Genomic DNA, 25,731 nt, shown 5'->3' on the forward strand with positions numbered 1-25,731 from the left:
TGGCAGTCCAGAAACAAACCGGCTCGATCATGAACCGTAATGAACGAACCCGCAATCATACTTATGAAGTTTCCAAGCAGGAAAAATCATAAATAACCGGTGCGGCAACGTGGTTTGGACGGGGCAAGCGCCGGGCGGGCGGCAAAAATGGTGGCAGCGTGTCATGCGGTGGGTGTAATCAGGGCTTCGCTCGGCAACGGCACGTCGCTATCCGAATCCTGGGCTATCCAGATACTGGACCGCTTGTTTCGCCAGCAAAAAACTCCGATGGGATCACAAGATCGACGAAAATACGGTTCTCGCCCGGTTCGTCGGTTTTGCAAAGCAGCTTGGCCGCCTCTTCGCCAATCACCTCCGGATTGCTGCCGGCGCTGGTCAGATACGGATGAATTTCGGTACAGATCCGGGTCCGGTCCACCGCCACGATGCTGACATCCGTCGGAATACGGATGCCGCGTTGCAACGCGAATTGGTAGGCCCCGCGCGCCATCAGCCCGTTGTGACAAACCCATGCGGTCGGCGCGTCGGAGCAATCGTCGCCCAACCGAGTGATCAACTGTTCGGCGCAATCGAGACCTTCCTGGCGATCTCCCTTTTCAACGCTGACGACGAAACGGTCGTCCAACTCCAATTCGTGGGTCTTCAAACACTCACGCAACGCGCCCAGGCGTGCATGGTGGCGTCCGAGTTGGGAATTTCCGCCCAACCACGCGAACCGTTTGTGTCCCAATTTTACCAGATGTTCCACCAACTGATCGAGCGACTGCTTTTCATTGGGGGCGACCGAATGGCAAAGCCCCGGGGTGCTGGCATAAACGCTCAGCAGCGTCACTCGCAGAGCCCCGAGCGCCCGCAGGAACGGCTCGCTGACTTCCCCGAAAACGACGATCCCTTGTAGCGGATCGCGCTGGCCAAGCAGTTCGAACAGCTTTGTCTCGTCCAGATCTCGTTCGCCACCCAGAAATGTGGTGCTGATGCGCGACTTTTGCAGCACCTTGAAAAGCCCTTGCTGTACGTGGCTAAACGTGTTGCTGGGTCGATCGAGTTTCAAGCCGCTGCGAAGCACGATCCCCACATAGCTGCGGCGTGCCTCCGGCGCGTGTACGGGCTGCATTCCGCGCGGCACGTACCCGTTGGCCACGGCCACTCGCCAGATCTTGCTATACGATTCGTCGGAAATGCCATCGCGACGCCCGTTTAGAACCAGCGACACCAAGGATTGAGATACGCCCAATTCCTTCGCAATCTGGGTCTGAGAAATACGTTTCGCCATGGTTAACAATCCTGGTTGCCGCTAGAACACCCTTGTTTCATAATCAAGACTATAGATTTCATAGAATTATCGGCAAGTCGATTGTGTTGATCAAACAACCAGGATACGCTTAATAAACATGAACATGAAATCGCGTTCCCATCCGCCTGTTCTGGTCGTCATGACCCAACAGGAGAAGCATGAATTCATGCCGCCGGACCTGGAGGCTCGGTTGCGCGCGTTGTTCCCCGAACTCGTTTGGGCCGACGCCCCGTTGCGGGATGACCAGTGGCGTGAACTGTTGAGTGAGCAGCGACCGGAAATCATTCTCTGTGCTTGGGAAACGCCTTCGCTGCCCCCCGAAGCCGCCGAGCATTTGAAATATCTCTGTTTCCTGTGTGGCTCGATCCGCTCGCTTGTTCCCCGTGAATTGATCGAAAGCGGTTTGAAGGTCACCAACTGGGGATCGAGTGTCAGCAACACGGTGGCCGAGTGCACACTGCTGCTGATCCTGGCGGCGCTGCGGCGCGTCGGCAATTGGAGCGTCGCGATGCGAACCAAGGGCGAATGGAAAAAGGGCCGTCACCCCGACACGCTTAGCCTGTTTGGTCGGCGTGTCGGCCTGCACGGTCTTGGCGCAATCAGCTGCGAATTGGTCCGACTGCTTGAACCGTTTCGCGTTCAGATCTCGGCCTATTCCCCCAGCGTTCCCGACGAAACTTACAAGACGCTCAACGTCCGTCGCGCCGAATCGCTCGAGGATCTATTTTCGACCTCGGATGTTCTGGTCGAGCTTGCGCCTGGCAAACCTGACAACTATCACATCGTGGGCGATGATCTGATCAATCTGCTACCTGAAAACGCCGTCTTTGTGAATGTCGGTCGTGGTATGGTGGTCGACGAACAGGCTTTGGTCCGCGCCAGTCGCGAACGCGGACTGCACATCGCGCTGGATGTCTACGAAGTCGAACCGCTTCCCGTCGACTCGCCGCTGCGAAGCTTGGACAACATCACCCTGCTGCCCCACCTCGGTGGTCCGACGCCGGATCGTCGTCGCGACTGTGGCAAACTTGCTCTCCAGAACCTTGAAAACTATGTCAGCGACAAACCACTGATCAACCTCATCGACTTGAATACCTATGACCGTGCTACCTGATATCAAGTGGGGCATCTCCACGCTGGGATGCCACGAACTGGATCTGCCCGAGACTTGTAAGCTTGCCGAACAACACGGAATCCATCACTTGGAGATCCGCAGTTTGGCCGACTGCCTGGACCTGCCCGAGTATCTGGACAAAACCTATCCCGGTGATCCCGCCGCGGTCGCTCGGATCCTTGAACAGCATCGCCAGTCCGTCATCGCGCTCAACAGCGGTTTCAAACTGATCGGTGCAGACGACGACGCTCGCGAGGAACTGTCGGCGTTCGCTCGCTGGGCCGATCTGCTTGAGATTCCTTTGATCCGAATTTTTGGCGGCGGCAGCATGAGCGAGCCACTTTCAAAGGATGACTTGGCTACCGCTGTCGAGAACTTGCGATGGTGGAAACAACAGCGCGAAGAAAACCAGTGGAAGACCCACGTGGCTTTGGAAACTCACGACGGATTCAGCAGTTCCCAGCGCTGTCTGCAGCTTCAAGATGCGTTCGGCGGCCACGTGGATGTGATCTGGGATACGCATCACACCTGGAAAATGGGCGACGAGAGTGCGTTGCAGACTTGGGAAAAGATGTCGTCAATGATCCAGCACGTTCACATCAAAGACAGCGTTTCGATCCCTTCCGCCCGTCACCCTTACACCTATGTGTTGCCCGGCAGAGGCGAATTCCCAGCCGGCGATGTTTACAGCGTGCTGCGCGACAACAACTACAGCGGCATCATCAGTCTTGAATGGGAACGCAAGTGGCACCCCTATTTGCCCGATCTTGGCACCGCACTAACCGCGCTAACCGAAAGCGGATGGCGAGCGGGCACACCCGCTTGCATCGCCCCCTAGGCCCGACGTTTTCTTCCGCATAGCGATCGATGCGCTTGTTGCATCCACTGCGAAACAACGACTGCGACTCCCGAAGTTTCTTGCTGCACGTTGGGAACAACCGCAGGGGGAACAACCGCAGGGTAGGCCGTCCAGGTTTCAGCTTGCAGCGACGGCGTTGCCGGACTTTTGCTCCGTTTCGTCCGACTTATAGTGATGCCGTGAAATCCAAACGCTACACGGGGCATGACGTAGGACGTAATTCGATGTGCTGCCGAGAATCAATTCGCCAAGCAGACTGTGACCAGTATCGCCGACGATTACCAAGTCGGCATTTTTTCCCTCAGCAGCGTGAACAATAGCCTCGCCGATGTGGTCGGCGACCGGGATGTGCGCGTCGGTATGGGGAAACATTTCGGAGATTTGGCTAGCCATCCTTTCGGCTGTCTCTTTCACTGATGTGATAAGTTCAGGCTGCAATGTAACGGGCGCGGGAATGTATCCTTCGCCAACATAGATGTATGGATTTTGAACAACGCTGACGACGTCGACACTTGTTTCGCGATTGAGTTTCCATTCCATCAACTCCGCTGCCGCTTCGCGCGATGCGATCGACTTGTCGTATCCCAGCACGATTTTTCGTGGCTGATGCGTTTCGTTCTTGGTTGGTCGAACGACGACGACCGAGCACTCTGCTCGGGTCGCAATGCTGTCGGATACACTGCCCAGAAGAACGCGGTGGATTGCCGAATGCCCCTTTGCACCGAGCACGATCAGGTCCACCTTGTCCTTTTTTGCCCGGCCCAAGATGCACGGAACGACGGCCCCCGTTTCTTGGGCAATCGTCACCTTATCGCAATTTGCATCCAGGACTTGCTTCGCCTTCGCGAGGATGCTTCCCGTACGAACTTTTTCTTGTTCGGTCCATTCCGGCACCCAAGGCTGAAACGAATACTCAGTCGGCTTGTAGTAAGCGATCAAGATCGTGACATCCACTGAGTTTTCCATCGCCAACGAACGAACAAACTCGACCGCTTCGTTCGCGGCATCAGAACCATCAATCGGCAGCAAAATCTTCATCGAAGTGACTCCAGTTTGGATATCGATTTGGGAAGCGGAATACCTAGGTGGTATCGCAGATGTCGTACCATCAACCATTCGCCCAACTCGCATGCCCATTTCGTGCGTTTCGGCACAATCAGTCGCTCACGCGTGCGGATCGGAGCAAATGTGGAGCATCGAGTTAGCAAACTTGGGTTTCAACCCGTCGTATAGAAACACCCCAATGAGGGAGCCGCCCAACGTTCTCGATCTTCATCGTCGAGAGTGCTGTTGGTAGCTAACTTTCCGCCCCGTCACGATTTCATCACTGGGATGAAGGATCAACCGATCATCGAGCTTGATTCCAGACTGAATTTCCGTTTCGCGTCCGTCGGAACGACCGACTTCGACGTCCAGAAGTTCGGCCTGTTCGTTGACGATGCGATACGCGTGCCATTTATCACCATCGCGGAAAAGAACGCCGGTTGGAATCTTGATGGAGTCGTTGGGAGTCTGGTCGACGACGATCCTGGCTTCGATCCGGAAGCCGTCACCAAGATTTGCGCGGACTTCAAACGGGTCGACGAGGTCCGCGATCACGTTGACTCGTTTTTCCTCGACGCCCAATGCGGAAATTTTTAGAAATGCGGATGGCTCGACGACTCGCACGGTGGCTTTCAATGGTATCTCGCCGCCCCAATGCTCAACGAAAACTCGGTCGCCAATGCTGACTTTCACCGCATCGGACGACAGAACGTCGACAACCAGTTCCAGGTCGGACGGGTCGCCGATGCAAGCGATCGGGGTTCCGGGTTCAACGACACCCGAGTCTTCGCGATAGACCGAAAGCAATTTTCCAGTGATGGGAGAGATCAGCGTAAAGAAGTTTTCGTCGTTGGGATCAAACGTCGTTTTGATGTACCGAACAGTTGCTTCGGCTTGGTCAATTTCGTATTGAGCGACACGTTGGGCAGACTCGGCCGAGCGAACATCGGCAAGTGCAAGCCGCAATAGGTTTTCGGCCGCGTCGTAGTCAGCCTGGGACGTTGCTTGGTTTCTGATTAGCTTCTTTGCACGTTCAAAGTCCTTCTCGGCCAATTTCAATGCTTCACGGGCCCGGTCCACCGTGCTGGATGCCTGAGCATACGCAGCGACGGCGACTCTCACGCGCGCCTGCGATTCCGCTCTCGTGCGAGCATCCAGCAGTGACGGATCGGATGGCTGAATCCGTGCGATCTCGGTTTCGTTGGCTGTCACTGAGTCGCCAGCGTGCATTTCGAGTCGCAGCAACTTTCCACCGACGGGAGCCGAGAGGACGTACTTCTCCCTGATCCGTGTTTCACCGTCGTCGTCGATTGTTATGGCAAGGGAACCGACGCTGGCCATCGTGGTTTCAACATCAATCGGTTGTGGCATGAGCCCGTAAATCAGAAATCCGGAAAGAACCGTGATGACAATGATCCAGATGAGCTTGCTGACGTGACGACGCATCATTCCTTCACTTTCAAGACAGCGACCAAATCAAGAGACGAAAGCATTCGCCGTACGTAAATCGCAGATAGACTGGCGGCTCCCAAGACAACAATAGCTGCATAGGCATAGGTGAAACGTTGAATGACGAGCGGGAAGCGGTGGGTTTCCGTATCGAGAGCAATCGTTGTCAGATAAGCAAACGCGTAGCCAATGGGTAGGCCTACGGGAATCGACAGGACTGTGATGATGGCCAGTTCCCCGAACAAAACCATCGACACCTCGATGCGTCGAAAACCCATCACACGGAGCGTGGCGAGATCACGAGCACGTTCGGCCAGGATGATGACGGCGCAGTTGTAGATCACGCCAAACGCGATCACGAGCGAGAATGCTGCATTGACGATTCGCATCAGCGAAGTGCTCTCGCTGATCGTTTCATTGAAGCTGGCTTCGGCTGCATGCTTGTCCAGAACGCCCGCGATCGAAGGTGTTTTCTTGACTTCGTCGTAAAGCGAAGCAATGGAATCGGCGTCGACCGATAAGAAAGCTCCGGAAAGCTGCTCGACTTCTCGCAAGACTTTGTGAAGCGATTGACGATTCATGTATGCCGAGGGTTCGGTGTAGTTGGGGAAGACCCTCGCGACTGGCAATCGTATCGTTCGCTGCTCTCGATCGAGAATTTCAACCGTCAGCAACTCGCCAGCCTTCACGTCCATTACCTCGGCTAGCTTATCCGAAATGGTCAATCCATCGATTGGCGGTAGCGTGACCTGTTGCTGAGCATCATCCAGGATTCGGTAGAGGCTGGGATTCTCGCTCATGCCCATCAACGACAAACGATGGGTGCGGTTGCCGTTGCGCATTCTTACTGGCACGCTACGAAATGGTTCGACTCGTGTTACGCCCGGTAAGTGGGCGACGTCGTGTATCGATGCGGCCGACAGCGTTTCTGCAAAGGTCAGCATGACATCTTGGCGTTGCGTCTTTTTGAACTGCAAATCCATCACATAGTCGATCGTGTCTTGAAAGAACGAACCAAGAACTAGGATCGCGACCGCTAGCGACATGCCCAGTACCGATAAAGTCGTGGCCATCCGGTTGGTTTCCAAGCGACGAACGATCATGCGTCCGACCGGAGATAGCAATTTTGAGAACCCCGTTCGCTCGGCGATCAGTCCGCGATAGTCTCGGGGCGCAGCGGGACGCATGGCTTCGGCGGGTTGCAACGACATCGCTTTGCGAATCGAGGCGAGCGTACCCAAGATTGCGGCAGCTGCTCCGATGGCGATCGCCAAAATCGCGTGGTGTGTGGCAAATTCGTACTCCATCGTTGGAAAACGAAAGAACCGCAAATACTGTGACGTCATCCACCATGACAGTCGCAATCCGCCCAAGCATCCCATCGCAGATCCTAGGATCACCCAAAACAGAACCATCTTGACGTAATGCCAGCCGATCTCACGCGAGCGATAGCCAAATGCTCGCAACGTCGCGATCTGTTCGGCCTGACCATTCACCAATCGTGTGAACACGATATTGAAAAGGAATGCAGACACGGCAAGGAAAATCGACGGCATGACCAGAGCCATCGTCCTTTGCTGAGACATTTCGTCCGCGACTCGGTGGTGCGAAACTTGGTCCCCGCGGTCGTAAGCGCCGGTGCCGCCATAGGGGCGTGTTAGCTGATCGACTTGGGCAATCACGGCGGCAATACTGGCGTGCGGTTGCATCGCAATCGACAAACTATTGAAAGCTCCTTCCATGTTGAATGCGGCTTCCATTTGTCGCCTAGGCATCCAAACCACGCCGTAGCGGCGATTGTCGGTCACCATCAAACCGGGCTGAACGACATAGACGTATTCCGGCGACAATCCGATGCCGACGATGCGCAATCGTTGTTTGCGTCCCCCAATGATGCAATCCAGTTCGCCACCCGGTTGTAAACCGTGAGCCTCTGCGAAGAGTTCGCTGATGACCGTCTCGCAACGTTGATCGTCGTTTGGAAACCGACCCTGCGTCAAATGAATCGCGTTCATCGGAAAAGGATCTTCCACATTGATGGAAACCAGCAAACACGAAGCAGGCTCGGCCATTTCAGGTAGATCCACCAACACGCTGCGGACGATGCGAGACTGAACACGGCTGACACCGTCGACCTCCGCAACGCGATCGGCAATTCCATTGGGAGCGCGGACAAGCGTCGCAAACACGTCCCCAAAACGGTACTGGCTGTAGTACGACTCTCTCGCTTCTTCCAGCGATACCATGCTGCTGTTCGCCATCACGAACAGTGCGATGCCACAGCCAAGCAACGTGCTAATGGCGACGCCTTGTCGCCACATGCGTTTCAGGTCCGAAAGCAACAGTCGGTTCACCAGACCAATTCCTCCGCTGCTTTGCGCTGCTTGTTCACACGGATGTCAGAGATCGACCCATCCGAGAGTGAAATGACTCGGTCTGCCATTTCCCCGATCGCGGCGTTGTGCGTGATGATGGCCGTCAGCGTTCCCAGGTCACGATTGATTCGCGCGATCGCCTCGAGCACGATGATGCCTGTTTTGACGTCCAGTGCCCCGGTGGGTTCATCGCACAACAGAACATCGGGTCGTTTGCCGATCGCCCTTGCTATCGCAACGCGTTGCTGTTCGCCACCGGAAAGCTGTGACGGATAGTGGTCACGTCGATCGTAGAGGCCCACCAGACGCAACGCCTCGGCGGGCTGAAGTGGATCGCGAGCAATATCCGCGACCAGGGCCACGTTCTCCTTCGCGGTTAAACTGGAAATCAGATTGTAGAATTGAAACACGAACCCAACATGTTCACGTCGATATTCAGTCAATTCGTCTTCATCCGCGCCAGTCAATCTTTGCTCACGAAAGAACACCTGGCCGTCGGTCGGCACATCGAGTCCACCGAGGATGTTCAGGAGTGTCGATTTTCCGCTGCCAGACGCTCCCAAGATGACAACAAACTCGCCTGCGTACATCTCGACATCAACACCGCGCAGTGCATGCACGTCGACTTCACCCATTCGGTAAACCTTGGTTACCGATCGGGCGATGAAGACCGGCCTTCCGGATTCGTCGGCGATCATGTTCACGACACTATTCCAATGCTGTTCTTTCTTCGAGCTTGCGACTGCATCCGCCATACCGCTGCGAAATTCGAGTCGGGCGTCAAGGATTCGGAATGCCAGCGTGCGTTGATGCACGTTTGCGAGCGTGAACGCCCACCTTTAGATCGCCCGTATTCTCGTTTCCACGCGTCGGAACCGAAAGGAAAATCAATAAGTAAGGTGACTGCCGTTGAAGCTAGCGACTCGCTTTCGTCGTCCGCAGTAGGAGCGTCGAATTGGATCGGCCCCCGAAACAATGTTCCGATGGTGATTGGGACGCAAATCGTTAGCATCGGAGCCTCCCACGGATGGGTGAATGGCTTACCGACGAAACTTTGTTATCGTATTGACGGCGTCAGATCGCATCCGGCGTGCCGCCTAAAACTCTCGCAAAGCACCTTTCGGCGGTAAACCAACACTATGGCTGACGAGTTCGAGATACTGCTCGTCGAGGACGACCCCGATACGCAAGCCAATCTGGCCGACATCCTGGCGATGGATGGATACCGCATTCGCGTAGCCGGCACTTTTTCCGAAGTGCTTGATGCTGGGCCACAAGCAATGACGGGCTTGGTTATTTTGGACCGAAAACTTCCCGATGGTGAAGCGGAGGACTATTTGCCAAGGTTAAAAAAACTGCTTCCCAACGCCGAGTTTATCGTCGCGACCGGACATGCCGACTTAGAGCACACCATTACGGCGTTCAAGCTCGGCATCGTCGACTACATCATCAAGCCAGTGCATCCCGAGGTGATCCGTTCCAGCGCGGCCCGGATCGCGCGTCAGCAACAAATCGAGCGAGAGTTACACCAAGAACAACAGTTCGCGAACAAGGTGCTTTCGACCGCCGAGGCAATCATCCTTGTGCTTGACCTAGCGGGAAAAGTGGTGCGATTCAATTCGTACTTCACGTCGATCACTGGATGGCAATTGGATGATCTCCGTGGACGGGACTGGTTTGATCATTGCATTCCGGAGCGAAACCGTGAAAAAACACGCGAGGTTTTCTATCGTACGGCACACGACGGACAAACTTCTGGCATCCTCAACTCAATCCTTACCACAAAAGGCCGCGAACGTGAAATACGTTGGTCAAACACGACGCTAAAGGACGATGTGGGCGACACAGGCTTTGTGCTCGCCGTAGGAGTTGACGTCACCGACTTGATCGCTGCGCAAGAAGCAACCATGCAGTCCCAGCGACTGGCTGCGATCGGCCAAACGGTTGCGGGACTGGCGCACGAAAGCCGTAACGCATTGCATCGGATTCAAACGAACGTTGAGATTCTGCAATTAGATATCTTGCCTGGTGCCGATTTGCGGGATGAAGTCGACTCAATCCACAGGGCGGCATTGGAATTGACGAACACACTGGAAGAAGTCCGGCAATACGCAGCCCCCATTCAGCTTCAACGCGAGTCGGTCATGTTGTCGGAAGTTTGGCAGCGCGTGTGGGGTTACCTGAAATCGTCACGCGATGGTCGCGATGCCTTGCTCGTTGAATCCAACGGTGGTTGTGATTGCCCGGTTGATGTGGACGTGATCCGAATGGAACAGGTCTTTCGCAACCTGTTTGAAAATTCGCTAGCCGCTTGCCAGGATCCAATCCGCATTCACCTGCACTGCCGTTGCGACAGTCCGGGGGCGATTCTATTGGACATCGAAGACAACGGTCCCGGATTGAATTTTGAGCAACGCGAGAAATTGTTTGAACCCTTTTACACTACGAAGACTCGCGGTACGGGTTTGGGATTGTCGATTGTTCAGCGAATCGTCGAGGCGCACGGTGGACAAATTCAAATCGCGGAGCCGAGCAGCTGCGGTGCTCGATTCTTGATTCGATTGGACAAGCACGAATCCGCTTTTGGCAATTCTTGCGAGGACAAAGGAGTGATAGGCAGCGATGCTTGAACACGAGCAACTGGCGATCTTGGCATCCGTCTTGGAAACCGCCGTTGACGCGATCGTCATCATTGATGACGTCGGCACGATCGTTTCCGTGAATCCGTCAACCGAACGATTGTTCGGTTATTCCGCCGACGAGATGTTGAAACAAAACGTGAAGATGTTGATGCCGTCGCCGTACCATGGGGAACACGATGGATACCTCAAACGCTATCACGAAACGCATGAACCTCGCATCATCGGGATTGGCCGCGAAGTCGTCGGAAAGCGAAAAGATGATACGACATTTCCGCTTCATTTGGCGGTCAGTGAGACCAAGACGGTCGGCCGAAGACTGTTCACGGGCATCATGCGTGATATCAGCGAATTGAAGGCCGCCGAAGTCGAACTAAAACAGCTCAACGCGTCGCTCGACCAGCGAGTCCAACTGCAAGCCGATGCGATTTTGCAAACACAGGCAGAATTGGTTGAGAAGGAGAAGTTCGCGGCACTCGGTCGTATCAGCGGCGGAATCTCGCATGAAATCCGCAATCCACTCAATGCCATCAAGACGTCGGCCTACTACCTGCTCCATGCCCAATCGCCTACCGAAGAAAAAACTCGGGAACACCTGACGCGAATTGATCGCCAAGTTGCAATCATCGACAGCGTCGTTACGGCGCTGACCGATCTGGCTCGATTGCCCGCACCCAAGATGGATCGTTTCAACATCGAAATGGTGCTACGGGACATTGTTCAGAGGAAGGGTCTATCAAGCAATGTGTCGGTCCAGTTCGAGTTTGCACCGGATGCTCCCGATGTGATCGCGGACGAGCGACAAATTCCGATCGTGTTCGCAAACCTCATTCGCAATGCACGCGATGCCATGCCCGATGGTGGAACGTTGACCTTATCCGGTCGAATCGACGACGAGCAAATGATCGTTCGCGTCAGCGATACTGGTACAGGGATCACGCCTGAAGTATTAACAAGAATGAACGAGCCGTTTTTTTCCACGAAGGCACATGGGATGGGACTGGGGATGGCCATCACCAAATCAATCGTGGAGAAGAATCGCGGCACGATTCGAGTCGAGACGAAGTTGGGCGAGGGAACGACGTTCTTCGTGTCGCTTCCCAGTAGTGCAGCCAAGCAGAACCGAGTCGACCCATGACCGGTAAACGCGTGTTGATTGTGGACGACGACCATGACATTTGCGTTAATTTGAAGGACATTCTTGACGATCTCGGATACGTTGCGGACACCGCTTGCGACAGCACATCTGCACTCCGACTCGTTTCAGCCGGCACCTATGACGTAGCTTTGCTGGACTACCATATCCCTGGAATGAACGGCGTAGATCTGCATCAGGAAATCGTCAAGAACCTCCCACAGATCGCCTCCATCATGATGACGGCATACGCCCACGATTTCGGTTGCGAACACGCCAAGGATGGCGGCATCCGCCAAGTGCTTCGCAAGCCCGTCGATATCGTAGAGCTGTTGTCGCTAGTCAAGAAGTTCTCCAACTGACTGCCGCAGGCGTGCCGAGTACTGGCGGTGCGGTTTATCCACAGGGTTGAACCGCGGTCCGCTCGGGTCTGGTTGTCGGCAACTGTGGATAAGACTGGCAAAATCGCTGGCGAACGCTTCAATTGCAGGCCAGTCGGTGTAGTCGTAGTCTCGGTCTGTGTCTGTATCGCTGCCGGACTTCTTCGCGATCCAGTGCATCAAGTGCTTGGTGACACTTCCGTACTGAGAGTATCGGAGAGCACCAGCAAAACACGCTTTCCTTGACGGCGTGAAATCCTCCTGTCGCAGAAACTCGTCGGCCAGCCAAGCGGCCTCGCGTCGATCCTTGTGGTTTTTGCTGATGATTCCAAGACTAACCGAGAAGAACGCGGAAGGCGCATCGCGCAGCCATGACCGGTAGTTGCGAATGCACCAAGCGATGCGTGAGTCGTGCTCCGCAAAGTGAAGCGAGGATCCAAACACAACGGCTTGATAAGAATCAACCGCCAATCCGGTAACGTCATGCTTGGTCACATCGAAGGTGTCGGTGGGCACGCCATGTTCGGCCATGGTCTTAGCAATCCGATCCGCAATTCTTTGTGTCTGCCCCTCTCAGGTTGCATAAACGACAATCGCACGCATTTCATTTTCCCCGGCGTGTGTTTTGAGATGTCAGTTGACCGTCAGTTCGTTCTTGATTTTCATCCCAATCGCAATCGGTCGAATCGTTTCTTGCGCCAATTGCTTGATGTAGTAGGTCGCGACATTGCCTCGAAGCACAACCGTGCCGTCTTCCACGAGCACGTGAACGTGAGTCAACTCGCGATAACCGCTCGTTTTGAGATGGTCTTCAAAGGCGATCGCTTTTTCATTTCTAGTGATCCCGGCCGAAGTCCGGATCGCAGCCTGGAATTGCTTTGCATCGAAAATTTCGGAGATCGAGGCGGTCGACATTGGGTTGCCCTTAGCGATTTGATATGGAACGTGTCGCGATCCGTGCAATCGCTACAACGCAATCTGCGGGCCAGAGTTGCTTGAAACTCGGCATGCTCCTGATTGGCACTTGAATTGCGGCGTACGAGAAAAAATACAAGAACGGGGCGGATTGGTAGAAACGACGAACTTTCGCAAATGACGCCATGCAGATACCGGACATCCCTTTACGACGAAATCGACTTGCCAATCTGCTGATGGAAGCTTCCCCAGTGGCAATCATCGTGACTGATCTCGGCGGTACGATTCAGCTCGTCAATCATGTTGCTGAGTCCTGGTTCGGATACAAAGAATCGGAACTTCTTGGAAAACCAAGTTCGGTTTTATTTCAGCGAAATCCGACCGGTGACGATGTGTCACACGATTCGTGCGTTCTGTCACGAGCGGGCGACAACGGCCAGGGTGACGCTTTGGATCGCTACGGTCGCCCGAGAAAGGGGGTGCCGTTCGCAGTGAAGGTGACATTGCATCCGCTATCGTTGACAACGGGCGAGATGGTCCTGGCCAACGTTGTGAACTTGTCCCAGAACGAGCCGGAATATGAAAAGCGAATTCAGGGGGAACGACTTGCCGCTGTCTTGGAGATGGTTTCCGGATTGGCTCACGAAAGCCGCAACGCACTTCAGCGTGCGCAGTCGTGCCTCGACCTGCTGGAGCTTGAAATTACGGACCAGTCGGATTTATTGCATCTGACCGATCGGATTCGCGGTGCCCTGACCGATTTGCATCAAAACTATGAGGAAGTAAAACGATACGCCGCTCCCATCATCCTCAAGATCACTGCGGTCGATTTTAGGCGGTTATGTGAGAAATCTTTCGCTGCCTTGGTCTTGGATTCCTCCAACGCTACACCACGTTTGCGGATCGACGAATGTCGCGGATGCTCTCGCCTCCAAGTCGATCAGCTTCAAATGGCGGAAGTGCTTCGCAACGTATTCGAAAACGCAATCCAAGCGAGTCTATCGGATAGCGAGATTGACTGCAGTTGTCGAATGCTTGAACACGAGTGGGTTGAAATTTGCATTCGCGACCACGGTGTTGGATTGACCGAGGAAGTGTCCCGTCGGATGTTCGAGCCGTTCTTCACAACCAAACAAAAAGGTACCGGCCTGGGACTGGCCGTATGCCAACGAATCATCGCGGCCCATCAAGGCCAAATGAGCGCTCGCAATCATCCCGATGGCGGAGTCGAAGTACGCATTTTGTTGCCGATGGCTAAGTCCACATCCAGCGGCAAATGATTGGACGCAATCCTGGCTTGTGTCGTGTCCATGCCCCGCGTACCAGTTCGGATGCGTACTGAGCACGTGAATCGGTACGCCCGCTCAGTCAACCTCAACCTCAATCGCACCGCGTCGGTCGCCAAGTCATGAGCAAATCGTGTGATCGTTGGGCACCATTTTCGACGAGTGCAAGTCGTCAGAGAAACATCGTAGTCCATTGTTTCTGTCCCTCCCGAAGCCGTCCGAAAATGCGGGCGATATCGCACGAGCGCGCGGATGAGCACGCATGATAGAAGGTCAATTGTGCCCGCAGCGATCGCGAATCACCGCATTCATCCTGGAAATTCTTGTTTGCGGTGATTCAGAGAGCCAACCACGGCAAAGGAACAAGCTTCGCAGTAACCGATGCAATGAGACGAATCAACGACGAACCGTAATTCCGGATAACGCAAGATGACCGAAACGCCCATCAGATTGCTGTTGGTTGACGACGAAGAAGACTCCCGTCGATCCTGTGCGAAGTGGATGACGCGCAAAGGTCACGAAGTGATGGACGTTGAGAGTGCGGCGGAAGCGCTGGGTCTGCTGGAGCGTGAATCGTTCGACGTTGGAGTATTCGACATGAACATGCCAGGCATGTCGGGATTGGAGCTCCTGCAACGAGTTCACCAAGACAACATTGATATCGAAGTTATCATGTTGACGGGACAGGGAACTGTCGAAACGGCTGTTTCAGCGATGAAAATGGGTGCTTGCGACTTTCTGAGCAAGCCTTGCTCGCTTGGCGACTTGGAGCATCACTGTTACCGGGCAAGCGAGCGCCGCGAACTCAAGAAAGAGAACAAGCAACTCAAGGCAGTCATTTCTCGCAGTCGGCCTGCGGCAAAATTGATCGGCCAGTCGAAGTCACTGCGCGACGTCGCAAATATGATTGGAAAAGTTGCGCCGACAAACAAACCCGTCTTGATCCAGGGCGAGAGTGGGACTGGCAAAGAAGTGGTTGCTCAAGCGATCCAACAGGCCAGCCGGGTCGCGGACAAGCCGTTCGTGACCGTTAACTGTGCCGCCCTGCCCGAAAACTTGGTGGAGAGTGAATTATTCGGTCATCAAAAAGGATCATTCACCGGCGCAACGGCGGAAAAGCCAGGACTGTTCGAAATTGCTGATGGAGGCACGTTGTTCATTGACGAGATTGGCGAATTGCCACTCGCACTGCAACCTAAGCTGCTACGCGTTTTGGAAGATGGCTCGTTGCGTAGGGTCGGTTGCCATCGCGAACGGAAGGTAAAGGTTCGGATCATCGCGGCGACGAATCGTGATCTACAAACCGAAGTGAACGCCGGTAATTTCCGCGAAGACCTATTCTACCGAATCAATGTACTCTCCGTCCAACTTCCCCCGTTACGCGAACGAGAGGGAGACATTGACTGTTTGATCGACCATTTTTTGCCAAAGTCGTACCACGTTGATGACTGCGTGCGAGAAAAACTGATTCGCTATCCGTGGCCAGGAAACATCCGACAACTGATCAACGTGATCGAACGAGCCACCATTCTGGCCGATGAGTTCGAAATCACACTTGATGACTTACCGGCTGAAATAGCGGACTTCGGACACGCGACTCAAAAGTCTTCCGGGAATACCGTCGAACCAGCGATGCGGGGCGAGCAGCCGAAAGCTCACCCCGACATGCTTGGCGATACCAATTACAAGCTCGATGATGTCGCACGTGTTCATGTGATGGAAGTTCTGAGTAAGGAAAACGGGAACAAGGCCAGCGCAGCTAGGAAGCTAGGAATTCATCGGCGGAAACTATACCGACTGCTTGAACGTTTCAACGTGCGATCGAAAGACGCTTCCACTGATTTGGAATCCATCTGCGATTCGGTCCTTTGAAAGGATCGGTAAGACGGTGAATTTGCAAAAACCCAAGTCGCCGCTGACTCGAATCGCCAGGGGCGGCATGTTGTTGTTGGCGGTTTTTGTGGCTGCGGTCATCGGCTATCGGGTGTTCGGTGACTATGGCTGGCTCGAATCCGTGTGGATGGTCGTTGTCACGATCTCTACGGTTGGATACAGCGAGTCAAGCACGCTGTCGCCTGGGCTGCAGGTGCTAACGATCATTGTCATCCTTGTGGGCATGTCGGCCGCTGCGTACACGTTTGGCGGGCTGATTCAATTACTTCTAGAGGGCGAAATTGATCGCCTGATCGGGCTACGACGAATGACCGCAGAAATCGCCAACATGAAGGACCACGTCATCATCTGCGGCTACGGGCGGATGGGCCAATGCTTGGCGTCGGAACTAAAATCACAAGATCGTCAAATCGTGATCATCGAGAACGACCCCGATCGGCTTCGTGAAGCAAGTACGTTGGATTTAGCTTGCTTGACCGGTGACGCCACGGAAGAGGCCACGTTGCAGTCGGTCGGTATCGACCGAGCAAAGACGTTAGTGGCTGCCTTATCCGACGATGCCAAGAATGTCTTTTTGACGCTGACGGCTCGCAACTTGAACGAGCATATCCAGATCGTCGCCCGGGCGGATCAAGTCAGCACCGAAAAGAAGCTGCGTCAGGCTGGCGCGAACCGAGTTGTCATGCCAACGGTCGTTGGTTCACGACAGATGGCTCGCGTGATCACACGCCCGACCACCGCGGATTTGATCGAACTACTTTCGCAACAAGAGTTTGCGGACCTGGAGTTGGAGGAGGTGCTGATCGGTTCGGGAAGCCAACTTGAGGGCATGTCGGTTGGGTCGACGTATGCGCACCGCGACCATGATCTTCTGTTTGTTGCGATTCAATCCGTGGAAGGCACGCTCCGATTCAACCCCAGCGCGGGCCAAGTGTTTCAGAAGGGCGAAGTCCTGATCTTGATGGGCCACCGTAGCGACATCAGAGCCTTCCGATCGAAATTCGGCGATTCGGATACGGTCGCAAAATCTAAAGGGAGAAGCCCCGATGGTTGTTCTTAAATCTTCTGACCCAATCCATGCAGCTGCGGAAGTCGACGGTTTACAAGAGAACAAGACAACCGCTCGTCTTCTCAAAGAGATCGCTGTTTTGCAAGAACAGCAGCAAGCAAACGCGTTCCGTGTCAAAGCCTATCGCGCGGCGGTGAAAACAATCGAAGAATTGCCGACGTCGATACGCGACCTTCTACAGCACGACGGAATCGACGGATTGATAGCGTTGCCGACGATCGGAAAGTCGATTGCCAACTTGATCGACTCCAACATTCGATTGGGTCGGCTGCCGCTACTTGATCGCTTGCGCGGAGAGTCAAACGCTGAGACCTACTTCACCAAGCTGCCGGGAATTGGGCCTGAGCTTTCGCGGCGGATCTATGACCACTTGCACATCGAGACGTTGCCCGAATTGTACGCCGCCGCGCAACAGGGCCGACTTGCTGAAGTGCCGGGATTGGGACGCAAACGCGTGCGTGCCATTCAGGAGAGTCTGGAGACTCGGATCGGAAATACAAGCGATGTCAGCGCATTCCTGGAAACAGACCGCTCGATCCCTGTAGACGACCTGTTGGCGATCGACGAATAGTACCGCAACGGGTCGAAACATGGAAAGCTTCCCAGAATCGCTCCAACCAAGTTCAATCCAGGGAAGGTTGCTTGGCTTCCCGTCTTGCACACGCATCGTGACAACCAGCACTACACGGTGATGTTCTCGAACACGGCGAGGGCGCACGAGCAAAACACTACTGACGATTGGACGGCCATCTATCGTGACGACAATCATTCGCACGGTCGCTGGACGGTCATCACGTCTCAATTCGGTAGACTTAAGGGCCACCGAATCGTCCGCGGCCGAGAAGACGAGTGCCGGTGCTACTATCGGCTCGGCGAAGCCGTGGTGACTCGCGATTCCGCCCACCCACCACATGCCGAACATGCGGATCGCTGGGACGACGACGCTGGGCGATGTGGTGTATGTGGTTGAATCGACGGTATGCTGTTTTCGTTGCTACCTTTGCCGTTGCATTGCAGTGACGATCTGATCAATGACTGCTTGCTCTTTCTTCGAAACTTTGCCAAACCCTAGATGACCGCCGGAAGCTTTTGCGATCGAAGTCATCTGACGCTGTGTCAGCTCGATGATTCGTTTCTGAGCAACGTCTGACATGTCTGCAAAGATGCTATGGACGTAGCGTCGCCATGCATCCACCCCTAAACCCGGTGGTCGCCGATCGAGCCATTGGTCCAGCAGAATCCACGCCGCCGATCCATCGGTGATACCAAGCTGAATGGCTTCCGCCATGACCGCCTGGCGTTCGCGAACGTCGGCGGATCCTTCGGCCCAAGCGACCAGCGCAAGAGGAAACACTCGCAGCGCCAAAATTCCGTCGGAGGTGATGCCGAGACGCCCAAGTTCTTCGATCAACTTCTGGTCGCGGATTCCGGTATCTCGCAATAGGACATCGCGACCTTCCTGGCTGCCTGCTTCCGCCTTCAGCCTTCGAACGATCTGCCCTTCCAGCTCCGCAAAGAAGTGTCCCTCGTCGAGCTGCCGAGGCTTTGATTTTGCTTTGTCGTTGGGCATCCTCGCGTAGTCCCCTTGAGTGACGGATTGGCTGTTCCGCCAAGGTTGCAAACAAGGGGCCAACGAAAAAATCCGGCATGCATGCGACATTCACATACACCAGGAGGTTCGAAATAGCGCGCCTGCGCGATGCTGCACACCTTACGGAGCAAAAATCCCGTCCATCACGGTTGGCACTGCGAATGCATGAGGTGCTTCAACATCAAGGGAGACGCTGATGAAAAAGATATTGATAGCCACTGACGGTTCACAATCGGCTGATGACGCGGTCAAGTTCCTGTCGCACCTGCCTCACGATGAAACGATCGAACTAACCGTCTTGACCGTTTTGCACGTGCCTGGACAGGGCAAGGCGTACCTAGTCGGTGACTGGATGGAGTCTTGTTTGGCCCAAGAACGCATGGTCGCGAGCGAATCGTTCGCAAGTGTAGAATCTGCTTTCGCGGGCGCCAACGTTCGGCTTAGCCACGTGACCCGCGAAGGGCATCCCGGCGAGACGATTGTCGCCATCGCAAATGAGCTTCAACCAGATCTGCTAGTTGTCGGTGCGACAGGTCGATCCGCAGTCGCCCGAGTATTGCTGGGAAGCATCAGCGACTACGTGGCCACTCACGCACCGTGCAGCGTGCTTATCGTGCGGTCGACGGGTGCGCTCGAGAAAAAGCGTCCGCTGCGAGTCGTTATCTGTTACCAACCCACCGGACCCTCCCAGGCAGCGGTTGAAGAGTTTGCCGAGTTTGACTGGGGATCGAAGACCGAAGTGGATTTGGTGACGGTCCATTCCGGACAAGGGTTTTACCAAGAACCAGACGCTGACAAGTCACTCCAGAACGCGCGTGCGGCGGCCGAACAACTTCACAATGTCGCTCCTCGCGCAAACGGACGGGTCATCGACAGCGAACACTTCGGCGAGTCACTGGTACGGTTCATCGAGGCTAACGACACCGATCTGGTTGTCCTTGGGGAAACGCCGAGGACGCGACTCAGCCGAATCCTGATGGGCAGCATGACACGGTTCGTACTGCGCCAAGCGCCTTGCAGCGTCTGGATCACTCGCAATCGAATGATTCATGGAACCGCAAAGGCAGACAGTTCAAAAACCGGTTCAGTCACAGCGTGAGAGGACTCCAGCGTGCCCCGCTTCCGGCTGATCAAAAACGAACGTTGTTGGCCCTTAAGCCAGACGCATTCACTACTTCCGTTCAGTTTGCAAATGCAATAGATGCGAACGTAAACGCACTACCTCTCTAACGCTCGAAGGAGCCCTCGGATGAAACGTATTGTTTGCTTGTCGGTTGTGGTATGCCTAACGTCCATAAATTGGCTACTTGCCACCGAGCCACAAGAAAATTCGCCAACAAACGTCACTCCGTTGATGCGAATGAAGCTCGATAAGTCAAAAGCTATCTTGGAAGGACTGACGCTGGAGGACTATGACACGATAAAGTCGAATGCCCGATCCTTGAAATTGCTCAGCACGGAAGCGGGATGGAACGTGATTCAATCGAAAGAATACGCCGCCCAAAGCAGTGACTTTCGCCGCGCCGCCGATATGGTTGTCCAAGCCGCCGAGGACAAAGACATCCACCGTGCGGCGCTCGGTTACGTCGCGCTGACCGTACGTTGCATCGAATGCCATTCTTACATGCGAAAGCACCGTGTGGAATTGATGAACTTGGATGTCGAGTAATCGCGAAAATCGATCGTTGCTCCTCCATCTAGGAACCGAGCTATGTCAACCCAAGCGACTGAGTCCATCTCCGTCGAAGAACTGATCGATGGATTGTCTGATCCAGACGCCTACCCCCATCCTGTTGATGGAGGCGTGGTCGTTCATGAAACGCATATCTCGGTCGTCTTCTTGGCCGGCGAGTTCGCGTACAAGGTCAAGAAGCCGATAAAGACCGACTTTCTGGACTACAGTACAAGGGCGCTGAGAAAGCATTTTTGTGCGGAGGAATTGCGTCTGGATAGTCGATACGCAGGCCAGCTCTACATCGGCGTTGTACCGATCGTCGACGATGATGGGCGACTTCGTCTCGACGCGCCTGGCAAGCCAATTGAGCACGCCGTCAAGATGAAGCGTTTTCCCGAACGCGCACTGTTGAGCGAACGAATTGTTGACGAAGATTTTTCAATTCGCGAAGTGCTTCAACTGGCCGACACCATTGCCAACTTTCATCAACAAGCAGTTGCTTGTGATCCGCAGTTTGCCGCCGGATGGCCTGACTATCTGGTCAAAAACATGCATCAAATCGTTCGCCAAGTCGAGAAGCACGTCGATATCGAGACGGCATCGACTTTAGAATTCCTTCATCGATGGTCGGACGAATTCTTCAGCGGACACCTGGCGGTATTTTCCCAGCGTGTGGACGATGGATTTATTCGCGAATGTCATGGCGACTTGCACTTAGGGAACGTGGTTCTTTGGAATGGCTCGTTCGTGCCCTTTGATGGCATTGAATTCAACGAGCGTCTGCGCTGGATCGACGTGCTCAGCGATGCTGCGTTCTTGGCGATGGATTTCGCGGCCTGCGGGCACCAGGATTTGTCGCGTTCGTTTATCAATGCCTACTTGGAGCGAACCGGCGACTACGACTCGCTGATCCTGCTGCGATGGTTCTTGGTCTATCGATCGCTCGTGCGGGCACTCGCCGCGTCCATGCGTAGTGACTCAAGCCATCTGACGAGCACGCAGCGAGAAGAAGCGATTTCGGATGCCCGCCAACACGTCAGTCTCGCGTACCGTTTTACGCAGAAAGAATCGCCTCGCCTGTGGATCACTCATGGAGTCAGCGGAAGCGGGAAAACGACCATCAGCGAGGCGATCGTTCAGCGTAACCAGGCATTCCGACTGCGAAGCGATATCGAACGTAAACGCTTATTTGGCTTGTCGCCAACTCAGCGTCCCGACACAGAAATGCAAGCGAAAATGTATAGCGAAACATCTAACCAAGAAACATACGATCGACTTTTGAAATTGGCAGGCAAGATTTTGTGTGCGGGTTACAGCGTGATCGTGGACGCGACGTTCCTGAAGCAATCGGATCGAAATCGGTTCCGCGAACTTGCGATGGGCGAGGGTGTTCCTTTCGCCATTCTTGCCTGCCACTGCGACGAACAGTCACTTCGCGATCGCGTAGCCAAGCGAGCCGCCACAAATACTGACGCGTCCGACGCGAACCTGAAAGTTTTAGAACATCAACTTGCGACTCGCCAACCGCTTTCAAAGGTTGAGCGAAGTCACATCGTTGATGCTCCCGAAATCACTGAACCGACCGACCATGCGTAGTCGACCATTCTGTTTTCCAATCTGGGTATCCTTATGCAACTTCAATTAAAGACAAGCTTTGGTGGTCTTTCCCTCGCCTCGCCGGTGATCGTTGGTGCTTGTCCGATGTCTTTGAACGAGCAGGCCAGATTGTCGATGCAGAACGCCGGCGCGGGGGCGATCGTGCTACCGTCGCTTTTCGAAGAACAGGTCATCCAGTGGAGTCGCAAGACCGGTCGCGTGATTCCCGCAAGGGAAGCCAACATACTCGCACGTGCCCAGCGAACTCAACACAACTGGGCCTGTCCCGATGCGGAAACCTATTTGGCGTGCGTCAATCGCGCCAGTTCGCTGCAAGAGATCCCGATCATCGCTAGTCTGAACGGATTCACCGCAGGAGGTTGGACAGACTTTGCCGGCGAATTACAAGAGGCCGGCGCAGCGGCGATTGAGCTAAACGTGCATCCTCTGCGGTCAAGCGAATATGAAAGCTCAGCGAACATCGAAACGACTATCTTGGATGCCGTCCGAGACATCAACGCTGCGATAAGCATTCCGTTGTTCGTGAAGCTAGGTCGAAACTTTACCAGCATTCCCCATCTTGCTCGCCAATTGCTGTCCGGTGCTCAAGGAATGGTTCTTTACGGCCGAACCCCGACGGTGGATATCTGTTTGGACAACATAAAAGCCGCCACTCGATGGAAGTTGACGTCGGCGTCGAGTGAACCGGAATCGCTTGACATATTGATGCAGGTTCATGGCTACTGTCCCGCGATGCCGTTGGCCGCCAGTGGCGGGATCAGCCATGCCGACCACTTGATCAAGGCGTTGTTGGCTGGCGCTGACGTGGCAATGGTCACATCGGCAATATACCGAGAAGGACCCGATATCATTCGAAGCATGATCGATGGGCTAAATCGTTTCATGGAAACTCATCGGATTCAAACCCTCGCCGAGCTGCAAACACAACGTCCAATCGAATTCAACAGCCACGAAGACCGTGCGTGTTACATCTCTGCACTCGCGGCGAGACTGAAGCCCGGTGACAGAATCGTTCCTTAGCATGCTTTCCACGCAGATCGATGTGGGGGATCGTCGATCGGACTCGGGAAAACTTTTGCCCCGTTTGATCTCATTCAGGATTCGTTTGATCATGGATCGGTTTATACCCAGTCCCTCTGCCTTACCGAGGAGCAGTCGCCGTTCCAACCACACGCCATCCAGCGAAACGGTCCATTCGGATTCATTCCCGCGTGCAATTATGCACGTCGCGACACCCTGCACACACCAAAGTGGCGATCCAATGCAAAAAACAGCATGGCATAAGCTTTGCCTTGTTCACTGCGTCATGTTGCCTGATCTAGTTCAACCTCCTTCGGAGCTGGTGTGATGCGATTGAATGCCCTAATTCTACTATTCTGCGTCACCTGTTCGACGCTGCTTGCACAGGAACCCAAGCCAATCCCACCTGAATCTGAGTTGGCGATGGCATCCGACGATAGGCCACTCAGTTTTTGGATGGAGAAGAAGTTTGAATACTCGACCGCCATCTTGAAGGGGCTGTCGCAAGCCGACTTCCAGTCAATTGAAGAGAACGCCCGGCGGATGCGGTTGCTGAGCAAAGTCGAGGGATTCGTCCGAAGTCGCACATTGGGATATCGCGCGAACCTTCACACCTTCGAAAGGGTTGCGGATGATGTCATCATTCAGGCCAAAAAGAAAAACATCGACGGTGTGACACTGGCATATCACCAATTGACCGTAAGTTGCGTGCGTTGCCACCAGACGCTGAGAGAGGCGAATAGTACGCCCACGCCTCCGTCGTCGCCAAAAACCAAGTAGGAATCAACGGTAACCGGAAAGAAGCCGGCGTTGCCGCGTCGCGAGTTGCTGTTCTGGATCACAGGCCTGTTTCTCGCGATCGCCATACAATGATGCAAGCGGTCGCGATGGACGTGGCGTTTGTCCTCGCGAGGAGCGAAGCGAGGTTAGATTTTGAGTCGCCTCATCGCGGTTGAGGGCTTGGGGGGAATTGCCCGTTGGTTCCCCGGACAAGACCGTCGCGCGGGACGCCGCAGCAGGCACTTCGGGTCCGTCGTCTTGCATCCAATCCAAAGTGCAGGCTATCACCAGCTTGGTGCTAGCACCGTTCTTTGTTATGCGTAAACGAAAATCGAGCCAACAACCTATCGCTCGCTGACGGAGCACTGCCTCAGTTGCTTTTCGATGCGTTCCAGCATGACTTTTTCCTTCGCTGATGTCTTTCCCCTTCCGAAATGTCCACCCGAAGCCTCGGCGACGACATTGCACGACCTGACGATTTGGTCTCGCAGCGTTTCACGACGTTCGAGCGGCAAGACATGGAAGACAGCCAACGAATATTCAGCCCAGTGACTCCACAGCTCATCACCCGGTGGATTCTTGAGCCAGGTCTTAAGCAACGCGCGGGCATCCGGCTGCCGAACTTGCAGATGCAAAGCGTCGCTCAGGATAGCTTGTTGCTCAGCCGAATCGACTTTACCGTCGGCCCAAGCGACAAACACCATCGGGACCAACGCCAAGGCGGTGATGGACGATGGTTTGAAACCAGCGTCCACAAGGTGCTCCAAGATCGTAGACTCTTCAAAACCCGTTGCCGCCTTCAGTCGTTCGATCGCGTCTTCCCGCTCCATTCTTGACCGCAATTCCATACCAAGCCGCTGATCGACTTGATAGAAGAATTCATCTTCTAGTGCTTTCCCTCGACGGTGAATTTCATCTTGTTCGAACACTAGTCTCTCCCGAAAGGTGGCACATTCAGAAAGACGAAACAACCGTTTCGTCAATAGATCCAGTTGCAAGACACGTGCCATCGTCGCGTTCGCCTTGGCATGCCAAGGGAACATGCATATTCGGCTGTTATTCGGCGATACATCTCGTGAGAAATTCACTTGTGCGTGCGAGTTTGCACACAGCAACGGGCTCAATATGCGCGATGAATTGTTGAGATCGTGACGCCACGGTGCCATTTCATCTGGCTTTCGTTCTGGAACAGAGTCTGCAAACGAGTGAAACGGATGGCTTGATCAGAGAGAGCACACGAGTAATCGTGTCGTGCGACGGAATGCCAGCACTGAAATCAGCGAGATTCATCAGCCAGTCGAGCTTCTCATGTCCGAAGCATTCGATCTTCTCTGGACCATCTGCATCAGCAATCGCGGCGGCGACGATCAGCAGCAAAGTCGAATTGAGTAGATGCACCACCCGGCTTTGCGCGTAAGGATCTTCGACTGGATCAAAGCAATCGTGACGCATGTCAATCTGCGAACTCATTGCCATCTCCATCACAGGGCAAACGAAAAGTATCCGCAGACATCATTCGCAAGAGAGGGTTCACTCGGGCACCCCAACCAGGAAGACGTTCTCTAGTGTTTGGTGCGAGCGTCGTGACTTCGAAGT

Annotated in this window: 23 protein-coding genes and 2 pseudogenes; 15 read left to right on the forward strand and 10 right to left on the reverse strand. The window is 54.4% G+C overall.

The features are described 5' to 3' along the window. Positions 1 to 223: 223 nt before the first annotated feature. Entirely contained in the window at positions 224 to 1,273 is a 1,050-nt protein-coding gene (locus Poly51_RS26415; RefSeq protein WP_146461811.1) for a LacI family DNA-binding transcriptional regulator, read from the reverse strand. A gap of 124 nt (positions 1,274 to 1,397) precedes the next feature. Between Poly51_RS26415 and Poly51_RS26420 the strand changes: the two genes are divergently transcribed. Both Poly51_RS26420 and Poly51_RS26425 read left to right on the forward strand, forming a co-directional pair. Then, complete coding sequence (locus tag Poly51_RS26420) at positions 1,398 to 2,408, forward strand: hydroxyacid dehydrogenase (RefSeq protein ID WP_186775830.1); 1,011 nt, start codon at positions 1,398 to 1,400, stop codon at positions 2,406 to 2,408. Next, positions 2,392 to 3,246, forward strand: a complete 855-nt coding sequence (locus Poly51_RS26425; RefSeq protein WP_146461814.1) for a sugar phosphate isomerase/epimerase family protein — start codon at positions 2,392 to 2,394, stop codon at positions 3,244 to 3,246. The genes Poly51_RS26420 and Poly51_RS26425 overlap by 17 nt, the downstream gene beginning before the upstream one ends. A 138-nt stretch (positions 3,247 to 3,384) precedes the next feature. Here the strand turns inward: Poly51_RS26425 and Poly51_RS26430 are convergent, their stop codons facing one another. From Poly51_RS26430 to Poly51_RS26445, 4 genes are all read right to left on the reverse strand, one after another. After that, positions 3,385 to 4,305 carry a universal stress protein gene (locus Poly51_RS26430; RefSeq protein ID WP_146461817.1) on the reverse strand — a complete coding sequence of 307 codons (921 nt, stop codon included), beginning with the start codon at positions 4,303 to 4,305 and terminating at the stop codon, positions 3,385 to 3,387. Positions 4,306 to 4,539: 234 nt separating this feature from the next. Next, positions 4,540 to 5,760, reverse strand: coding sequence for an efflux RND transporter periplasmic adaptor subunit (locus Poly51_RS26435; RefSeq protein WP_146461819.1), 1,221 nt, complete (start codon positions 5,758 to 5,760; stop codon positions 4,540 to 4,542). Further along, positions 5,757 to 8,114 (reverse strand): ABC transporter permease, encoded by a 2,358-nt coding sequence (locus Poly51_RS26440; RefSeq protein ID WP_146461821.1) that lies wholly within the window; start codon positions 8,112 to 8,114, stop codon positions 5,757 to 5,759. Before Poly51_RS26440 ends, Poly51_RS26435 begins: the two co-directional genes overlap by 4 nt. Then, on the reverse strand, positions 8,111 to 8,950 hold the full coding sequence (locus tag Poly51_RS26445; RefSeq protein ID WP_246114793.1) for an ABC transporter ATP-binding protein: 840 nt from the start codon (positions 8,948 to 8,950) through the stop codon (positions 8,111 to 8,113). The genes Poly51_RS26440 and Poly51_RS26445 overlap by 4 nt, the downstream gene beginning before the upstream one ends. 324 nt (positions 8,951 to 9,274) lie before the next feature. Between Poly51_RS26445 and Poly51_RS26450 the strand changes: the two genes are divergently transcribed. The 3 genes from Poly51_RS26450 to Poly51_RS26460 are packed head-to-tail and all read left to right on the forward strand — an operon-like array spanning position 9,275 to position 12,271. After that, the gene (locus tag Poly51_RS26450) at positions 9,275 to 10,765 is read left to right on the forward strand and encodes an ATP-binding protein (protein WP_146461823.1); all 1,491 of its coding nucleotides are present in this window, start codon (positions 9,275 to 9,277) and stop codon (positions 10,763 to 10,765) included. Then, positions 10,758 to 11,912, forward strand: coding sequence for a two-component system sensor histidine kinase NtrB (locus Poly51_RS26455; RefSeq protein WP_146461825.1), 1,155 nt, complete (start codon positions 10,758 to 10,760; stop codon positions 11,910 to 11,912). The genes Poly51_RS26450 and Poly51_RS26455 overlap by 8 nt, the downstream gene beginning before the upstream one ends. Continuing rightward, positions 11,909 to 12,271 carry a response regulator gene (locus Poly51_RS26460; RefSeq protein WP_146461827.1) on the forward strand — a complete coding sequence of 121 codons (363 nt, stop codon included), beginning with the start codon at positions 11,909 to 11,911 and terminating at the stop codon, positions 12,269 to 12,271. The genes Poly51_RS26455 and Poly51_RS26460 overlap by 4 nt, the downstream gene beginning before the upstream one ends. Here Poly51_RS26460 and Poly51_RS26465 read toward each other — a convergent pair. Together Poly51_RS26465 and Poly51_RS26470 are read right to left on the reverse strand one after the other, a co-directional pair. Then, positions 12,248 to 12,850 (reverse strand): annotated as a pseudogene (locus tag Poly51_RS26465) (flavodoxin domain-containing protein); the annotation flags it as partial. The gene Poly51_RS26460 and the pseudogene Poly51_RS26465 sit on opposite strands and share 24 nt — an antisense overlap. 72 nt (positions 12,851 to 12,922) lie before the next feature. Further along, complete coding sequence (locus Poly51_RS26470; protein WP_146461831.1) at positions 12,923 to 13,204, reverse strand: BON domain-containing protein; 282 nt, start codon at positions 13,202 to 13,204, stop codon at positions 12,923 to 12,925. Positions 13,205 to 13,440: 236 nt separating this feature from the next. Between Poly51_RS26470 and Poly51_RS26475 the strand changes: the two genes are divergently transcribed. The 5 genes from Poly51_RS26475 (at position 13,441) to Poly51_RS31480 (ending at position 18,422) form a co-directional block, all read left to right on the forward strand. Beyond that, positions 13,441 to 14,484 carry a two-component system sensor histidine kinase NtrB gene (locus Poly51_RS26475; RefSeq protein WP_186775831.1) on the forward strand — a complete coding sequence of 348 codons (1,044 nt, stop codon included), beginning with the start codon at positions 13,441 to 13,443 and terminating at the stop codon, positions 14,482 to 14,484. Between the two features lie 435 nt (positions 14,485 to 14,919). Then, on the forward strand, positions 14,920 to 16,362 hold the full coding sequence (locus tag Poly51_RS26480; protein ID WP_146461834.1) for a sigma-54-dependent transcriptional regulator: 1,443 nt from the start codon (positions 14,920 to 14,922) through the stop codon (positions 16,360 to 16,362). A gap of 16 nt (positions 16,363 to 16,378) precedes the next feature. Beyond that, a complete protein-coding gene (locus Poly51_RS26485) occupies positions 16,379 to 17,443 on the forward strand; it encodes a potassium channel family protein (protein ID WP_246114794.1) in 1,065 nt (354 codons plus the stop codon). Then, complete coding sequence (locus tag Poly51_RS31475; protein ID WP_246114795.1) at positions 17,430 to 18,023, forward strand: helix-hairpin-helix domain-containing protein; 594 nt, start codon at positions 17,430 to 17,432, stop codon at positions 18,021 to 18,023. The genes Poly51_RS26485 and Poly51_RS31475 overlap by 14 nt, the downstream gene beginning before the upstream one ends. A gap of 84 nt (positions 18,024 to 18,107) precedes the next feature. After that, positions 18,108 to 18,422, forward strand: coding sequence for a hypothetical protein (locus tag Poly51_RS31480; RefSeq protein ID WP_246114796.1), 315 nt, complete (start codon positions 18,108 to 18,110; stop codon positions 18,420 to 18,422). Positions 18,423 to 18,446: 24 nt separating this feature from the next. Here Poly51_RS31480 and Poly51_RS26495 read toward each other — a convergent pair whose 3' ends face one another. Beyond that, positions 18,447 to 19,022: a hypothetical protein gene (locus Poly51_RS26495; RefSeq protein WP_146461835.1), complete on the reverse strand. Its 576-nt coding sequence runs from the start codon at positions 19,020 to 19,022 to the stop codon at positions 18,447 to 18,449. Positions 19,023 to 19,239: 217 nt separating this feature from the next. Here Poly51_RS26495 and Poly51_RS26500 point away from each other — a divergent pair, with 217 nt between their 5' ends. The 5 genes from Poly51_RS26500 to Poly51_RS26520 all read left to right on the forward strand — a co-directional run bounded on the left by Poly51_RS26500 (position 19,240) and on the right by Poly51_RS26520 (position 24,135). After that, entirely contained in the window at positions 19,240 to 20,142 is a 903-nt protein-coding gene (locus Poly51_RS26500) for a universal stress protein (RefSeq protein ID WP_146461837.1), read from the forward strand. Positions 20,143 to 20,292: 150 nt separating this feature from the next. Continuing rightward, positions 20,293 to 20,712, forward strand: coding sequence for a hypothetical protein (locus tag Poly51_RS26505; RefSeq protein WP_146461840.1), 420 nt, complete (start codon positions 20,293 to 20,295; stop codon positions 20,710 to 20,712). Positions 20,713 to 20,754: 42 nt separating this feature from the next. Beyond that, positions 20,755 to 22,314 carry a bifunctional aminoglycoside phosphotransferase/ATP-binding protein gene (locus Poly51_RS26510; protein WP_146461841.1) on the forward strand — a complete coding sequence of 520 codons (1,560 nt, stop codon included), beginning with the start codon at positions 20,755 to 20,757 and terminating at the stop codon, positions 22,312 to 22,314. 33 nt (positions 22,315 to 22,347) lie between these two features. After that, positions 22,348 to 23,355, forward strand: coding sequence for a dihydroorotate dehydrogenase-like protein (locus Poly51_RS26515; protein WP_146461844.1), 1,008 nt, complete (start codon positions 22,348 to 22,350; stop codon positions 23,353 to 23,355). Positions 23,356 to 23,682: 327 nt separating this feature from the next. Next, the gene (locus Poly51_RS26520) at positions 23,683 to 24,135 is read left to right on the forward strand and encodes a hypothetical protein (RefSeq protein WP_246114797.1); all 453 of its coding nucleotides are present in this window, start codon (positions 23,683 to 23,685) and stop codon (positions 24,133 to 24,135) included. A 344-nt stretch (positions 24,136 to 24,479) separates the two neighbouring features. Here Poly51_RS26520 and Poly51_RS26525 read toward each other — a convergent pair whose 3' ends face one another. Together Poly51_RS26525 and Poly51_RS26530 are read right to left on the reverse strand one after the other, a co-directional pair. Continuing rightward, positions 24,480 to 25,064, reverse strand: coding sequence for a TerB family tellurite resistance protein (locus tag Poly51_RS26525; RefSeq protein ID WP_146461846.1), 585 nt, complete (start codon positions 25,062 to 25,064; stop codon positions 24,480 to 24,482). 286 nt (positions 25,065 to 25,350) lie between these two features. After that, positions 25,351 to 25,617: pseudogene (locus tag Poly51_RS26530) on the reverse strand (transposase family protein); the annotation flags it as partial. Positions 25,618 to 25,731: the final 114 nt, after the last annotated feature.

This window comes from Rubripirellula tenax, from assembly GCF_007860125.1.
GTDB classification, from domain to species: domain Bacteria; phylum Planctomycetota; class Planctomycetia; order Pirellulales; family Pirellulaceae; genus Rubripirellula; species Rubripirellula tenax.